General features: G+C 71.8%; 11 protein-coding genes. 4 read left to right on the top strand and 7 right to left on the bottom strand.

Annotated features, from left to right (window positions below):
• Positions 1-160 precede the first annotated feature (160 nt).
• Positions 161-793, bottom strand: coding sequence for a DUF2461 domain-containing protein (locus ACIGFK_RS02490; protein WP_400050189.1), 633 nt, complete (start codon positions 791-793; stop codon positions 161-163).
• A gap of 108 nt (positions 794-901) precedes the next feature.
• Positions 902-2,734 carry an AMP-dependent synthetase/ligase gene (locus tag ACIGFK_RS02495; RefSeq protein WP_376660356.1) on the bottom strand — a complete coding sequence of 611 codons (1,833 nt, stop codon included), beginning with the start codon at positions 2,732-2,734 and terminating at the stop codon, positions 902-904.
• Positions 2,735-2,819: 85 nt separating this feature from the next.
• Between ACIGFK_RS02495 and ACIGFK_RS02500 the strand changes: the two genes are divergently transcribed.
• From ACIGFK_RS02500 to ACIGFK_RS02515, 4 genes are all read left to right on the top strand, one after another.
• Positions 2,820-3,617 (top strand): MerR family transcriptional regulator, encoded by a 798-nt coding sequence (locus ACIGFK_RS02500; protein WP_376660355.1) that lies wholly within the window; start codon positions 2,820-2,822, stop codon positions 3,615-3,617.
• Between the two features lie 138 nt (positions 3,618-3,755).
• Entirely contained in the window at positions 3,756-4,583 is an 828-nt protein-coding gene (locus ACIGFK_RS02505) for an FAD binding domain-containing protein (RefSeq protein WP_376660354.1), read from the top strand.
• On the top strand, positions 4,580-7,306 hold the full coding sequence (locus ACIGFK_RS02510; protein ID WP_400050191.1) for a molybdopterin-dependent oxidoreductase: 2,727 nt from the start codon (positions 4,580-4,582) through the stop codon (positions 7,304-7,306). The genes ACIGFK_RS02505 and ACIGFK_RS02510 overlap by 4 nt, the downstream gene beginning before the upstream one ends.
• On the top strand, positions 7,303-8,274 hold the full coding sequence (locus ACIGFK_RS02515) for an antibiotic biosynthesis monooxygenase (protein ID WP_376660352.1): 972 nt from the start codon (positions 7,303-7,305) through the stop codon (positions 8,272-8,274). Before ACIGFK_RS02510 ends, ACIGFK_RS02515 begins: the two co-directional genes overlap by 4 nt.
• Before the next feature lie 67 nt (positions 8,275-8,341).
• Here the strand turns inward: ACIGFK_RS02515 and ACIGFK_RS02520 are convergent, their stop codons facing one another.
• Genes ACIGFK_RS02520 through ACIGFK_RS02540 form a run of 5 tightly spaced genes read right to left on the bottom strand, consistent with a single transcriptional unit; the run spans position 8,342 to position 15,189 of the window.
• Positions 8,342-10,513 carry a 3-hydroxyacyl-CoA dehydrogenase NAD-binding domain-containing protein gene (locus tag ACIGFK_RS02520; RefSeq protein ID WP_376660351.1) on the bottom strand — a complete coding sequence of 724 codons (2,172 nt, stop codon included), beginning with the start codon at positions 10,511-10,513 and terminating at the stop codon, positions 8,342-8,344.
• Between the two features lie 50 nt (positions 10,514-10,563).
• Positions 10,564-11,778, bottom strand: a complete 1,215-nt coding sequence (locus ACIGFK_RS02525; RefSeq protein WP_376660350.1) for an acetyl-CoA C-acetyltransferase — start codon at positions 11,776-11,778, stop codon at positions 10,564-10,566.
• Between the two features lie 46 nt (positions 11,779-11,824).
• Entirely contained in the window at positions 11,825-12,967 is a 1,143-nt protein-coding gene (locus tag ACIGFK_RS02530; RefSeq protein ID WP_376660349.1) for an acyl-CoA dehydrogenase family protein, read from the bottom strand.
• A gap of 30 nt (positions 12,968-12,997) precedes the next feature.
• Complete coding sequence (locus ACIGFK_RS02535; RefSeq protein WP_376660348.1) at positions 12,998-14,023, bottom strand: LLM class F420-dependent oxidoreductase; 1,026 nt, start codon at positions 14,021-14,023, stop codon at positions 12,998-13,000.
• Positions 14,023-15,189 (bottom strand): CaiB/BaiF CoA transferase family protein, encoded by a 1,167-nt coding sequence (locus tag ACIGFK_RS02540; RefSeq protein ID WP_376660347.1) that lies wholly within the window; start codon positions 15,187-15,189, stop codon positions 14,023-14,025. Before ACIGFK_RS02540 ends, ACIGFK_RS02535 begins: the two co-directional genes overlap by 1 nt.
• Positions 15,190-15,284: the final 95 nt, after the last annotated feature.

The raw sequence follows: 15,284 nt of genomic DNA on the forward strand, positions 1-15,284 counted from the left end.
GCCCTTTGCCGGTTTCCTTGGGGGGCACCCACAAAAAAAAAAACAACGGTGCCCACCATCCCCGGGTTTGGGGGGGGCGCCGGGGGGGGGGGGGGGGGGGGGCGGGGCGGGGGGGGCCCCCACCCCCGCCCCTGCGCCGCGACCCGCCCGGCCCGCCCCGCTACTGCTCCCCGGGAGCCCCGGCGTGCGCGGCGCACCAGTCGGCGAACGGGCGCAGGGCCCGCCAGGACGTGCGGACGCGGTCGAGGGCCTCGGGGGTGCTGACCCAGGCGTCGGGCGGCCAGCCGCGGTGGGCGTAGATGCTGCGGTAGCGGAGCAGGTCGAGGCGGGGGTGGTCCGCCGCGACGCCGCGCGGCCGGGTCTTCAGCCGCTCGCCCGCCAGCTCGAACCCGTCGGCCCGGAGGGTTTCGAGGACGGCGGCCAGTTCCGTGCCGGGACGGTCGGCGTCCACGGCGGCCCGGTAGCGGGCGAGCTGCTCGCCGGAGGGCCCGTGGAGCCCGGCGGCGACCAGGAGGCCGTCCGCGTCGACCGCGACGTAGTAGCCCTGTGAGGTGTGCGCGCCCTGCTGGGTCTTGTAGGGCGACTTGTCCGCGGAGAACCGGACGTCGCGGTACGGGCGGAAGATCTTCGCCGGGCCGAACTCGGCTTCGAGCTCGGCGCACAGCTCCTGGATCGGCTCGCGGACGGCCGACTCGTACGTCTCCTTGTGCGCGGCCCAGTAGCTCTTGGAGTTGTCCGCGGCCAGGGCCTCGTAGAAGGCGAACGCCTCCTGGGGGAAACCGGAGAAAGCCATGACGCCAGTAGACACCGGCGGGCCACGCCGCGCAGCCCGCGGGAACGGGCGTGCGACCCGGCCCCGTCCGGTGGGCGGCGGCCCGCCCACCGGACGGGGCCGTTCTGGTCACGGCGCCTCGTACGCCTCCTCGTACAGACCGTCGATCAGGTCCCCGTACTTCTCCCGGACCACCCGGCGGCGGAGTTTCAGCGACGGGGTGAGCTCCCCGGTCTCGGGGCCCCATTCCTCGGTCAGCAGCCGGTACCTCTTGATCTGCTCGGTCCGGTTCAGCCTCGCGTTGGCCGCCTCGACCGCGCGGGCCGTCTCCTCGCGGACGGCCGGGTGCTCGGCGAGCTCGCCGAGCGAGGCGGCCTCGATGCCCCTGGCCGCCGCCCACGCCGGGGCCAGTTCCGCGTCCAGGACCAGCAGGGCGACGAGGTAGGAGCGGCCGTCGCCGTGCACCAGGGCCTGGCCGATCAGCGGGTGCTCCTTGACGGTGTTCTCCACCAGGGCCGGAGAGACGTTCTTGCCGTTCGAGGTGACGATCAGCTCCTTCTTGCGGTCGGTGATCCAGAGGAAGCCGTCCTCGTCGAGCCGGCCGATGTCCCCGGTCGGGAACCAGCCCTCGGCGTCGGATGCGCCGTCCACCGATCCGTCGGGGCGCAGGTAGCCCGCGAAGACGGTCTCGCCGCGGGTGAGGATCTCCCCGTCCTCGGCGAGTCTCAGCTCCAGCCCCTCGATCGCACGGCCGACCGAGCCGAGACGGAAGCCGTCCGGGCTGTTGACCGTGCACACGCCGGAGGTCTCGGTGAGCCCCCAGGCGTCCATGATGGTGATCCCCCAGCCGGCCCAGAAGCGCACCACGTCGATCGGCATCGGCGCGGTGGCACTGGCCGTCCAGACCAGCCGGTCGAGGCCCGCGAGGCGCAGCAGCGGGTCCAGGACCTGCTCCTTGGCCGTGGCGTACGAGGCCTCGAGCGCGGCCGGGACCTCTTCGGCCCGCTCCCGGTGCCCGGCCCGGGCGCGCGCCAGGTCGCCCGCGGCCTCGATGGCCTGCCGCTGCTCTTCGGGGAGCTGGGCGAGGACGGCCCGTACCGAGGCGGCGAGCTTCTCCCAGACCCGGGGCACCCCGAAGAACTGCACGGGGTGCAGCTCGCGGACGGCGGCCGACACGGCGGTCGGGTCGGCGCACAGCCGGACGTGGGCGGCGCGCAGCAGCGGCAGGTAGATGCCCAGCACGCGCTCGGCGATGTGCGCGAAGGGCAGGTAGCAGATGTGCTCGGCGTGCTCCGGCAGGTCGACGTGCCGGTCGAGGCGGACCGCCTGGAGCACGAGGTTGCGGTGGGTGAGCCGCACGCCCTTGGGGTCGCCCGTGGTCCCCGAGGTGTAGACGACGGTCAGCGGGTCCTCGGGGGCGGTCTCCTGCCAGGCCTTCTCGAAGGTCTCGGCGGCGTGCAGCCGGGCGCCGCTCGCGTACAGGGAGCCGTAGGTGTGGTGCGGGCCCGCCTCGGCGGGCTCGGCGACGACCAGGCGCTCCAGGGGCGCGCTGTCGTCGGCCAGCAGGGGCTCCCACCGGGCCAGCTCCCGGGCGCCCTCGACGACGGCGAGCCTCGCCCGGCTGTGGCGGGCGATGTGGGCGATCTGCTCGGGCGCGGAGGTCCCGTACACGGTGACGGGGACGGCGCCGAGGTGGACGAGCGCGAGGTCGCTGAGCCAGTGCTCCGGGCGGTTGCCCATCATCATCAGCACGTGCTCGCCGCGCTCGACGCCGAGGGCGGCGTACCCGGAGGCGAGGACGGCCACCTTGCGGCGCACCTCGCTCCAGGTGAGGGTCTCCCAGCCGTCGCCCGAGCGCCACGAGAGGGCCGGCAGCTCCCCGTGTTCGGCGGCGTTGCGGGCCAGCAGGGCGGGGAAGGTGATCTCTTCGGGTCGTCCGGGCAGTCGCAGGTTCGTGGTCATGGGCAGCTCCTGGCCGTTTCACATCGTTGGTGCGACAGCAATACTGTTGAACCCAAGCTGTGGAGCAGAGAGCGAGGCGCAGACGATGGCCGACCAGGCACCCGAGCCGATGCTCACCGTCGACGAGCTGGCGGCCAGGGCGGGCGTCACCGTGCGCACCGTACGGTTCTACAGCACGCGCGGGCTTTTGCCCCCTCCCGTGATCGGACCTCGTCGGGTGGGCCACTACGGGCCGGAGCACCTGTCCCGGCTGGCCCTGATCGAGGAACTCCAGCACCAGGGGATGACCCTGTCGGCCTGCCAGCGCTATCTGGAGGCCCTGCCGGACGATCTGAGCGCGCACGATCTGGCGATCCACCGGGCGATGGTGGCCAGTTGGGCGCCGGACGCGGCGCAGGAGTTCTCGCGGGCGGACCTGGAGAAGCGGGCGGGGCGGAGCCTGTCGGACCCGGACGTGCGGCGGCTGAAGGCGATGAACGTGCTCGCGGCCTCGGGCGACGGGTTCCGCGTGGACGTGGGGCTGCTGCGGCTGGGGGTCGCGCTGCTCGACGTACCGATGGCCTACGAGACGATCCTGGCGGCGCGCAAGGTGCTGATCGAGCACACCCGGTCGGCTGCGCACGAGCTGACGGCGCTGTTCCGGGACGAGGTGTGGGGGCCCTTCACCGAGGGCGAGAGCGATCCGGAGCGGGTGGAGTCCATGAAGGCGCTGTCCGCGCACATGCAGCCGATGGTGGTGCAGGCCCTGGTGACGGCCTTCCAGCGGTCCCTGCGCGAGGAACTGCGGGCGGCGTTCGCATCCGGCGAGCAGACCGGCAGTCGGCCCGTCGACCAGGCCGTCGACCAGGGCGTCGAGCAGCCCGGCCGACAGCCCGGCGCTTAGGAGACGCCGCCCCTGACGCGTCCCCGGCCCCGCCGAGCGGGCCGGGTCCGTTCTGGCTACCGTGGGAGGGAAGCTCCGTGCCGGGCCGGTCCACCCCTGAGCAGTTCACGATCGCCTTCGTGAGGGAGCTCGATCCCCATGGACCTCAACACCATCACCGAAGTCGTCCGGCGGCCCTCCGACCGGCCCGGCGCCGACTGGCACGAGGGGGATGCCTGGCTCGCGGGCGGCACCTGGCTGTTCTCCGCGGAACAGCCGGACCTGCGCCGCCTGGTCGACCTGACGTCGCTGTCCTGGGACCCCCTCGTCCCGACCGACGCCGGCCTCGAGATCGGCGCCACGTGCACCATCCGCGACCTGTACGCCTTCTCCCCGCCGGCCGAGTGGACCGCGGGCACCCTCATCCCGGCGGCCTGCGAGGCGTTCCTGTCCTCGTTCAAGGTCTGGAACGCGGCGACCGTCGGCGGGAACATCTGCATGTCGCTGCCGGCCGGCCCGATGATCACGCTCACGGTCGCTCTGGAGGCGCGGTACGAGCTGTGGGCCGCCGACGGGTCCGTACGCACCGTCGACGCCCTCGACTTCGTGACCGGGAACAACCGCAACGTCCTCGCGCCCGGGGAGATACTGCGCCGGATCGACATTCCGGCGCACGCCCTGCGCAAACGTCCCGCGCACCGCCGCTTCAGCCTGACCCACCTCGGCCGCTCGACCGTGTTCCTCATCGGCACGCACACGCCCGGAACGAGCAATCTGCTGCTCACGGTCACCGCGGGCACCACGCGGCCCGTGCGGTTCGCCTTCGAGACCATGCCCGACGCCGCCACCTTGCAGGAGAGCATCGACGCCGTCCCCGCCGACGTGTGGTTCGCCGACCCCAACGGGACGCCCGCCCACCGGCGCCACCTGACGCGGCACTTCGCCGAGGAGATCCGCAGCGAACTCATCCATGGGGGCCCGGCATGAGCTACCTCGTCAACGGACAGGGGTTCGACGCGGAGCCGCAGCCCGGCCAGTGCCTGCGCACCTTCCTGCGCGCACTGGGCCACTTCGGCGTCAAGAAGGGCTGCGACGCGGGCGACTGCGGCGCGTGCACCGTGTGGCTGGACGGCACTCCGGTGCACAGCTGCATCACCCCGGCCTTCCGCGCGGAGGGCCGTGAGGTGACCACGATCGAGGGCCTCGGGTCGCCCGGCGACCTGCATCCCGTGCAGCAGCGGTTCCGGGACGCCCCCGGCTTCCAGTGCGGCTTCTGCACCGCAGGGATGATCATGACCTCGGCGACCTTCACCGAGGAGCAGAAGGCGGACCTCCCGCGGGCGCTGAAGGGCAACCTCTGCCGCTGCACCGGCTACCGGGGGATCGAGGACGCCGTCAAGGGCGTCGCCCACGTGCAGACGGCCGCGCCGGGCAAGGCCGTCGGCAGGAGCGTCGGCGCGCCCGCCGCCGAGGACGTGGTGACCGGCCGGGCCGAGTTCACGATGGACACCCGGATGGAGGGCATGCTGCACCTCAAGGTGCTGCACTCGCCCCACGCCCACGCCCGGATCGTCTCGATCGACAAGACCGCCGCGCTCGCTGTCCCCGGCGTGCAGCGCGTCTACACCTGGCAGGACGTACCGCGCAGGCGGTTCACCACGGCGATCCACACCGACCACCTCGTCGATCCGGACGACACCTGCATCCTCGACGACACCGTCCGCTTCGCCGGGCAGCGCGTCGCCGTCGTCCTCGCCGACACGGTCGGGGCGGCGGAGGAGGGATGCCGCAGGCTGGTCGTCGAGTACGAGGTGCTGCCCGCGGTCTTCGACCCGGAGGAGGCCATGGCGGACGGCGCCCCCCAACTGCACGACTCGCCCGACCCGTTCGTCCGGGACTGCGTGCACAACCTCCTGGTGGAGCTCCACTCGCACATCGGCGACGTCGACGCGGGCTTCGCCGCCGCCGACGTGGTCCACGAGGGCACCTACTCCTCGCCGCGCGTGCAGCACGCGCACCTGGAGACCCACGGCTCGATCGCCTGGATGGAGGACGGCCGGCTGAACGTGCGCACCAGTTCGCAGTCGCCGTCGATCGCGAAGGTCAAGCTGGCCTACCTGTTCGCGCTCCGCCCCGACCAGCTCCGCGTGTTCTGCAAGCGCGTCGGCGGCGGGTTCGGCGGCAAGCAGGAGGTCATCTCCGAGGACCTGGTCGCCCTCGCCACCCTGGACACCGGCCGGCCCACCTGCTTCGAGTTCACCCGCGAGGAGGAGTTCACCACGGCCTCGCCCCGGCACCCGATGAAGCTGACGGTCAAGCTCGGTGCGAAGGACGACGGCACGCTCACGGCGTTCCAGGTCCGCAACGTGTCCAACACGGGCGCCTACGGCAACCACGGCGGGGAGACCCTGTACGCGGGCGGCTCCGCCGTCATGATCTACCGCTGCCCCAACAAGAAGTACGACGCCTACTCCGTCTACACGAACACCGTCCCGAGCGGCGCCCTGCGCGGGTACGGGATGACCCAGCCGGCCTTCGCCGTGGAATGCGCGATGGACGAGCTGGCCCTCGCCCTGCACATGGATCCGCTGGAACTGCGCCGCCGCAACATCGTGCGCCCGGGCGATTCCCTCGTCGCGCTGCACGACGGCCCCGACGACGTGATGTTCAACGAGGACGGGCTCGCCAAGTGCATCGACCTGGTGGCCGGCGAGCTGGCCCGGACGGCCGACCAGCCCTCCCCCGGCCCCGGGTGGCTCGTGGGGACCGGCGTGGCGAGTTCCATGCACGAGACCGCGCCGCCGACCGAGCACATCTCCGAGGCCTGGGTCACGCTCGGAGACGACCTGGTCTACGAACTCGCCATCGGCACCGTCGAGTTCGGCGAGGGCACCTCGACCGCGCACGTCCAGATCGCGGCCGACCAGCTGGGGACGACACCGTCCCGGATCCGCCTGGTCCAGTCGGACACCGACCGCACGGGGTTCGACACCGGCGCCTTCGCGAGCGCGGGCCTGTTCGTGGCGGGCAACGCCGTCCTGCGGGCGGCCAACGCCGTGCGCGACCGCATCCTGGAGTTCGCCGCCGCGGAGACGGGTGTCCACGTCGTGATGTGCTCGATGGACGACGACCACGTCATGTGCGGGGACGACCGCGTGCCCCTGGCCGGCCTCGTCGCCGTGGCGCGGGAGCGCGGCATCCGGTTCACCGCCGCCCGCAAGGCCTACGGCTCGCCCCGCAGCGTCACCTCCAACACCCAGGGGTTCCGCATCGCCGTCCACCGGGTGACGGGCGAGATCCGCATCCTCCACAGCGTCCACGCGGCCGACGCGGGCGTCCTCATCAACCCCGAACAGGTCCGCGGCCAGGTGGACGGGGGTGTCGCCCAGGGCATCGGTTTCGCCCTGACCGAGAACTTCATGGTCGACGCGGACGGGGTCATGGCCAACCCGAACCTGCGCAACTACCGGATCCCCACCTACGCCGACGTGCCGCGCACCGACCTGCTCCTGGTGGGCTCCGCCGACTCCGTCGGGGCCATGCACTCGAAGGGGATGGCGGAGTGCTGCATCAACCCGGTGGCGCCCGCGCTGGCGAACGCCCTGCGCGACGCCACAGGAGTCCGCTACCGCGAACTGCCCCTCACCCCCGAGCGGATCTACAGCCGGCTCGGTGAGAGCCGGTCGGCCCGGTCGGGCCCGAGACGATGACCACCGGGCAGCAGTCGGACGCCGCGGCCACCGTGATCATCGGCCACCGGATCCGGCCCGGCATGGACCGGGAGTACGAGAAGTGGCAGGAGGCCGTCAACGCCGCGGCCTCCCGCTACGCCGGGCACCTGGGCGCCGAGGTGACCCCGCCGACCGAACTGCAGCCCGACTGGGTCGTCGTCTACCGGTTCGACTCGATCGCCCATCTGCAGGCCTGGATGAACGGGGCGACCCGGCAGCGGCTCCTCGACGTCGGGGAGAAGTTCTTCGACGGCCCCGGGACCCAGCAGGTGATCAGCGGCGGCAGCCGGCCCACGGACGCGCTGGTTACCGTGGTGGTGACCCACCGGGTCCACCCGGAGCAGGTCGACGACTTCCTGCAGTGGCAGGGCCGGATGAGCGAGGAGGAGGGGAAGTTCGCGGGCTTCCGCGGCACCGAGGTCTTCCGCCCGATCGAGGGCCTCCAGGACGAATGGACCACCCTGTACCGCTACGACAACGCCGAACACCTCGATGCCTGGCTGACGTCGGAGAAGCGGCGGCAGATGCTCGCCGAGGGGAAGAAGTTCCACGACTTCGAACTGCGCAAGATCGAGAACTCGTTCGGCAGCTGGTTCGCCTTCGAGGAGAACGGCAGGGAGGCACCGCCCCCTTCGGAGACGAAGACCGCCATCGCGGTCTGGGTGGGCCTCTACCCGACCGTCGTCCTGCTGGCGCTCGCCCTGTCCCCGCTGAAGCTGCCGATCTGGATCGGGCTGCTCATCGGCAACCTCCTGTCGAGCCTCGCCATGAGCTTCTTCACCATGCCCTACTACGTGAACCGGCTGCTCAAGCGGTGGCTGTGGCCCGCCCCGGACGCACCGCCGCTGCGGACCAACCTCGTCGGAATCGGCATCGTCGCGGCGGCGCTCGGGTTCTGGGCGATCGTGTTCTACCTCGTGACCCGGCAGTTCTGGACGCTGCCCTGAACCGCTGGCCCCCTGGAACGGAAAGGCGGGCCGGGAAGGAACCGGCCCGCCTTCCGCGTGCACCGCGCTAGTCGGTGTACGTCTCGCCCCGCTCGGCCTTCTCCACCAGGGAGGCCGGCGGGGTGAAGCGCTCCCCGTACTGCGCGGCGAGCTCGCGGGCGCGGGCGACGAAGCCGGGCAGGCCGCCCTCGTAGCCGTTGATGTACTGGATCACGCCACCGGTCCAGGCCGGGAAGCCGATGCCCATGATCGAGCCGATGTTGGCGTCGGCGATCGAGGTGAGGACCCCCTCGTCGAGGCAGCGGACGGTGTCCAGGGCCTCGGAGAAGAGCATCCGCTCCTTCATGTCCTCGAACGGGATCTCCGCGTCCGGCTTGGCGAAGTGCTCGCGCAGCCCCGGCCAGATGCGGGTGCGCTTGCCGCTCTCGTCGTACTCGTAGAAACCGCCGCCGCCGCTGCGGCCGGGCCGGCCGAAGTCGTCGACCATCCGGTCGATGACGGTGTCGGCGGGGTGCTCGGACCACGCCCGGCCCTCGGCCTCGAAGGCCTTGCGGGTCTCGTTGCGGATCTTGCGCGGGAGGGTGAGCGTCAGCTCGTCCATCAGCGAGAGCACCTTGGCCGGGTACCCGGCCTGGGCCGCGGCCTGCTCGATCGAGGCGGGCTCGATGCCCTCGCCGACCATCGCCACGCCCTCGTTGATGAACTGGCCGATGACCCGCGAGGTGAAGAAGCCGCGCGAGTCGTTGACCACGATCGGGGTCTTGTTGATCTGGCGGACCAGGTCGAAGGCGCGGGCGATGGCCTCGTCGCCGGTCCGCTCACCCTTGATGATCTCGACGAGCGGCATCTTGTCGACGGGCGAGAAGAAGTGCAGCCCGATGAAGTCCACGGGCCGCGAAACCCCCTCCGCCAGGCCCGTGATGGGCAGCGTGGAGGTGTTGGAGCAGAGCAGCGCGTCGGGAGCCACGACGTCCTGGATCTCCTGGAACACCTTGTGCTTGAGCGTGGTGTCCTCGAAGACGGCCTCGATGACGGCGTCGCAGCCCGCCAGGTCGGCGGCGTCCGCGGTCGGCGTGATCCGGGCCAGCAGCTCGGCGCGCTGGGCCTCGGTGGTGCGGCCGCGCGAGAGCGCCTTGTCGAGCAGCTTCTCGGAGTACGCCTTGCCCTTGGCGGCGGCCTCGGCGGTGACGTCCTTGAGGACGACCTCGATGCCCGCGCGGGCACAGGAGTAGGCGATGCCCGCGCCCATCATGCCCGCGCCGAGCACGGCCACCTTGGTGACCTTGCGCGGGGCGATGCCCTGCGGGCGGCTGCGGCCCGCGTTGACGGCCTGGAGGTCGAAGAAGAACGCCTGGATCATGTTCTTCGCGGTCTGCCCGGTGACCAGCTCGGTGAAGTACCGGGCCTCGATGGTCAGCGCCGTCTCGAAGTCCACCTGGGCGCCCTCGACGGCGCAGGCGAGGATGTTGCGCGGCGCCGGGTACGGGGCCCCGTTCAGCTGCTTCTTCAGGTTGGCCGGGAAGGCCGGGAGGTTGGCGGCGAACCGGGGGTTGGAGGGCGTGCCGCCCGGGATCTTGTAGCCGGGGACGTCCCAGGGCTGCTTCGACTCGGGGTGCGCGTCGATGAAGGCGCGGGCCTTGGCCAGCATCTCCTCGGGGGTGGCGGCCAGTTCGTGGACCAGGCCGTTGTCCAGGGCGCGCTGCGGGTTGTACTGGGTGCCCTGGAGCAGCACCTTGAGGAGCGCGTCGGCGATGCCCATGAGGCGGACGGTGCGGGTGACGCCGCCGCCGGCCGGGAGCAGGCCGAGGGTGACCTCGGGCAGGCCGATCTTGGTGCCGGGGGCGTCGAGGACGACGCGGTGGTGCGAGGCCAGGCAGATCTCGTAACCGCCGCCGAGGGCCGTGCCGTTGATCGCGGCGACGACGGGCTTGCCGAGGGTCTCGATGCGGCGCAGCGAGTTCTTGATGGCGGTGCCGGTGTCGAAGGCCAGCTGCGCGTGCTCGGGGCGCAGCCGGATCATGTCCTTGAGGTCGCCGCCCGCGAAGAAGGTCTTCTTGGCGGAGGTGTAGATGATGCCGCGGATGGAGTCCTTCTCGGCCTCGGCGCGGTCGGCGACGGCCGCGATGGAGTCCTTGAAGGCCTGGTTCATCGTGTTCGCGGACTGGCCGGGGTCGTCGAGGATCAGGGTGACGACGCCGGTCTCGTCCTGTTCCCAGCGGATCGTGGTGGACTCGCTCATGTTCGCTACTTCCGTGTCTGAGAGGAGGTCTGGGGGATACAGGACGCCGGTCAGAGCCGCTCGACGACGGTGGCGACGCCCATGCCGCCGCCGACGCAGAGGGTGACGAGCCCGTAGCGCTTGTCCTGGCGCTCCAGCTCGTCGACGATCGTGCCGAGGATCATCGCGCCGGTGGCGCCGAGCGGGTGGCCGAGCGCGATGGCGCCGCCGTTGACGTTGACCTTGTCGAGGGAGACGCCCATGTCCTTGACGAAGCGCAGGACGACGCCGGCGAAGGCCTCGTTGATCTCGATCAGGTCGATGTCGTCGATGGTCAGCCCGGCCTTGGCGAGGGCCTTGCGGGTGGCCGGGGCGGGGCCGGTGAGCATGATGGTCGGCTCGGAGCCGGAGACGGCCGCCGAGACGATCCGGGCCCGGGGCGTCAGGCCGCCCCGTTCCCCCGCCTCGCGGGAGCCGATGGCGACGAGCGAGGCGCCGTCGACGATGCCGGAGGAGTTGCCGGCGTGGTGAACGTGGTCGATCTTCTCGATCCAGTGGTACTTCTGCAGGGCCACCGCGTCGAAGCCGCCGAGCTCGCCGATGTCGGCGAAGGAGGGCTTCAGCTTGGCGAGGGTGTCGGCGGTGGTGCCCGGGCGGACGAACTCGTCGTGGTCGAGGACGACCAGGCCGTTGCGGTCGGTGACCGGTACGACGGACTTGGCGAAGCGGCCGTCCTTGATGGCCGCGGCCGCCCGCTCCTGGGAAAGCGCGGCATACTCGTCGACCTCGCGCCGGGAGAAGCCCTCGATGGTGGCGATCAGGTCGGCGCCGATGCCCTGCGGGACGAAGTTGACGTCCCAGTTGGTCATCGGGTCGTTGAACCAGGCGCCGCCGTCGGAGGCCATGGGGACGCGGGACATCGACTCCACGCCGCCGGCCAGGACCAGGTCCTCCCAGCCGGAGCGGACCTTGGCGGCGGCCAGGTTGACGGCCTCCAGGCCGGAGGCGCAGAAGCGGTTCTCCTGCACGCCCGCCACCGTGTCCGGCAGTCCGGCGGCGATGGCCGCGACGCGGGCGATGTCGGAGCCCTGGTCGCCGACCGGGCCGACGACGCCGAGCACGATGTCGTCGATGGTGCCGGGATCCAGGCCGGGGTTGCGCTCGCGCAGGGCGTCGATGAGGCCGACGACCAGGTCGATCGGCTTGGTGCCGTGCAGGGCGCCGTTGGCCTTGCCCCGGCCGCGCGGGGTGCGGATCGCGTCGTACACGTACGCTTCGGTGCTCACTGGTCAAGCCTTTCGGGAGGTCTGAGCGTAGGTCGGAGGAGACGGCCTAGCCGAGGAGGGAGCGGCCGATGATCTCTTTCATGATCTCGGTCGTGCCGCCGTAGATGGTCTGGATGCGGCCGTCGGTGAAGGCCCGTGCGACCCGGTACTCGGTCATGTATCCGTACCCGCCGTGCAGTTGCAGGCAGCGGTCGGCGACCCGCTTCTGGAGTTCGGTGGCCCACCACTTGGCCATCGAGGCGTGGACGTGGTCCAGTTCGCCGTTCGAGTGGTCGACGATGCAGCGGTCGAGGAAGGTGCGGGTGACCGCGCACTCGGTGGCCATCTCGGCTATCTCGAACCGGATGTGCTGGAGCTTGGAGAGCGGCCGCCCGAAGGCCTCGCGCTCCTTGACGTACTGGGTGGTGATCTCCAGCAGGTGCTCGGCGGCGGCGATGCCGGCCATCGCGATGCCCATCCGCTCCTGGGCGAGGTTGGTCATCAGGTGGACGAAGGCTCCGTTGAGGTCGCCGAGCAGGTTCTCCTTGGGGACGCGTACGTCGTTGAAGAACAGCTCGGCGGTGTCCTGGGACTTCTGCCCGATCTTGTCGAGGTTGCGGCCGCGCTCGAAGCCCTCCGCGCCGCGCTCGACGACCAGGAGCGACAGGCCGTGCGCCCCGCCCTCGGGCGTGGTCTTGGCGACGACGATGACCAGGTCGGCGAGGATGCCGTTGGAGATGAAGGTCTTGGAGCCGTTGAGCACCCAGTGGTCGCCGCGGTCCTCCGCGGTGGTCCGGATGCCCTGGAGGTCGGAGCCCGCGCCGGGCTCGGTCATCGCGATGGCGGTGATGGTCTCGCCCGAGCAGAATCCGGGCAGCCAGCGGCGCTTCTGCTCCTCGGTGGCGAGCGAGGTCAGGTAGGGGCCGATGATGTCGTTGTGCAGGCCGATCGCCAGCCCGGGGGCGCCCGCCCGGGTGAACTCCTCCGCGATCACGGCGGCGTAGCGGAAGTCGGTGTTGCCGCCGCCCCCGTACTCCTCCGGGACGGCGAGGCCCAGCAGCCCCTGCCGGCCGGCGGCGAGCCAGGCCTCGCGGCTGACGATGCCGTCCTTCTCCCACTGCTCGTAGTGCGGCAGCACCTCCTTGTTCAGGAAGGTGCGGACGGTCTCGCGGAACGCCTCGTGGTCGGCGTCGAAGATCCGGCGCTTCATCGTGCGGCTCGCTTCATCACAAGGGGCTCCCTAAAGCCAGTTCCTGACGGTTTCGATCAGCCGGGCCGGCTCGGGTCCCACGGGCGTGACGTTGAGCATGGTCACGCCCGCCTCGCGGAAGGCCTCGACCCGCTCGCGCACGTAGCCCTCGGGCCCGCACAGCGTCATCAGCTCGCAGAACTCGTCCGGGACGGCGGCCGCGGCGTCTCGCTTGCGGCCGGAGAGGTAGAGCTCCTGGATCCTGCGCGCCTCCTCCTCGTAGCCGTAGGCCACGGCGAGGTCGTTGTAGAAGTTCTTGCCGACCGCGCCCATCCCGCCGACGTACAGGGCGATCTGCGGGCGCGCGAGGTCCCGTACCGCGGCCGCGTCCTCGCCGATGGCGAGCAGGCCGCCCGCCACCGTCTGCAGCGGCCCGAGCTCCGGGGACCGCTTGGCGGCGCCCCGGGCCAGCGGTTCGCCCCACACCTCCCGCGCCTTCTCGGGGATGAAGAGGGTCGGCAGCCAGCCGTCCGCGATCTCCGCGGTCATCGCCACGTTGGCCGGGCCGAGCGAGGCGATGTAGACGGGGATGGAGCTGCGCACCGGCCGGGTGAGGATCTTCAGCGGCTTGCCGTGCCGGCCGCCCTTCTCGGGCGGCAGCGGCATGTCGGTGATGCCGTGGTGGTCGATCGTCTCGCGCCGCCAGATGCGGCGGCACAGGTCCACCGTCTCGCGGGTCCGGCCGAGCGGTTTGTCGTACGGCTTGCCGTGCCAGCCCTCCACCACCTGCGGGCCGGAGGCGCCGAGGCCGAGCAGCGCCCGGCCCCCCGAGACCGCGTCGAGCCCGGCGGCCGTCTGGGCGATGAGGCCCGGGGTGCGGGAGTAGACGTTGAGGATCGCCGAGCCGATCTTGAGCGTCTCGGTGCGGGCCGCCAGGTAGCCCATGATCGTCGGCGAGTCGAAGCCCCAGGCCTCCGCCACCCACACCGCGTCGAGCCCCGCCGACTCCAGCTCGGCGGCCTGGTCGGCGGCCCGGCGGGCGTCGCCGGCGTAGTCGAGCATCATCGACAGTTCCATCAGCCGTCCTCCTCCGCGCTCTCCGGCGCGTCCTTCAGCAGGGCCGGTACGTCCCAGTCCGCGGCCACGGACCCGGTGTGCGCCCCCGGCTGGGCCGGGCCGGCGGTGACGGCGGCCGGGGTCGCCGAGAACCGGGGGGCGGGGGCGGGCTGCACGATCCCGCCGAAGTCGGTGAAGGTGCCGCGGGCGGCGAGGTGCGGGTGCTCCGGGGCCTCGCGCAGGGACAGTACGGGCGCCACGCACGCGTCCGTACCCTCGAACACGGCCGTCCACTCCGCCCGCGTACGGGTCCTGAAGCGCCCGGCGACGGCCTCCCGCAGCTCGCCCCAGCGGGCGAGGTCCTTGCGGGCCGGGGCCCGGTCCTTGATGCCGAGCAGCTCCACGAAGGTGTCGTAGAACTGCTGCTCCAGCGGGCCGACCGCCATGTAGCCGCCGTCGGAGGTCTCGTAGGTGCCGTAGAAGGGGCAGCCTCCGTCGAGCAGGTTCGCCCCCCGGCGGTCCTGCCAGCCGCCCGCCGCCATCATGCCGTGGATCATGGCGGTGAGGTGGGCGGTGCCGTCGACGATGGCGGCGTCGACGACCTGGCCGGCGCCGGTGGTCCGGGCGTGCTGGAGGGCGGCGAGGACGCCGATCACCAGGTAGAGCGAGCCGCCCGCGTAGTCGCCGACGAGGTTGGCGGGGACCGCCGGGGGCCCGTCCGGGTCGCCGATCATGCCCAGGGCCCCGGTCACGGCGATGTACGCGATGTCGTGCCCGGCGGTGTGCGCGAGGGGGCCCTCCTGGCCCCAGCCGGTCATCCGGCCGTAGACCAGCTTCGGGTTGCGTGCGTGGCAGTCGGCGGGACCGACGCCGAGCCGCTCGGCGACCCCGGGGCGGAAGCCCTCGACGAGGATGTCGGCCCGCTCGACCAGGTCCAGGACCCGGGCCGGGCCGTCGGGCGACTTGAGGTCGACCAGGACGGAGCGCTTGTTGCGGTTGGTGACGTCGTAGGCCGGATCGACCGCGAGTCCGCCGCCGCCGGGCCGGTCCACCCGGACGACGTCCGCGCCCAGGTCGGCGAGGAGCATGGCGGCGAACGGCCCGGGGCCGATGCCCGCCAGCTCGACGACGCGCACTCCGGCGAGCGGGCCGTGCCCGCCCGCGGTCCCGTTCCCTGCCACTGCCATCGAGCCCCCAGCATCCGTAGGACCACTATGTGACACAACTGATGTAACACCGGTGATGCTAGGAACGTGTTCCACTCAGCACAAGAGCAAGCGCT

The organism is Streptomyces sp. NPDC085524 (genome assembly GCF_044541755.1).
Taxonomy (GTDB): domain Bacteria; phylum Actinomycetota; class Actinomycetes; order Streptomycetales; family Streptomycetaceae; genus Streptomyces.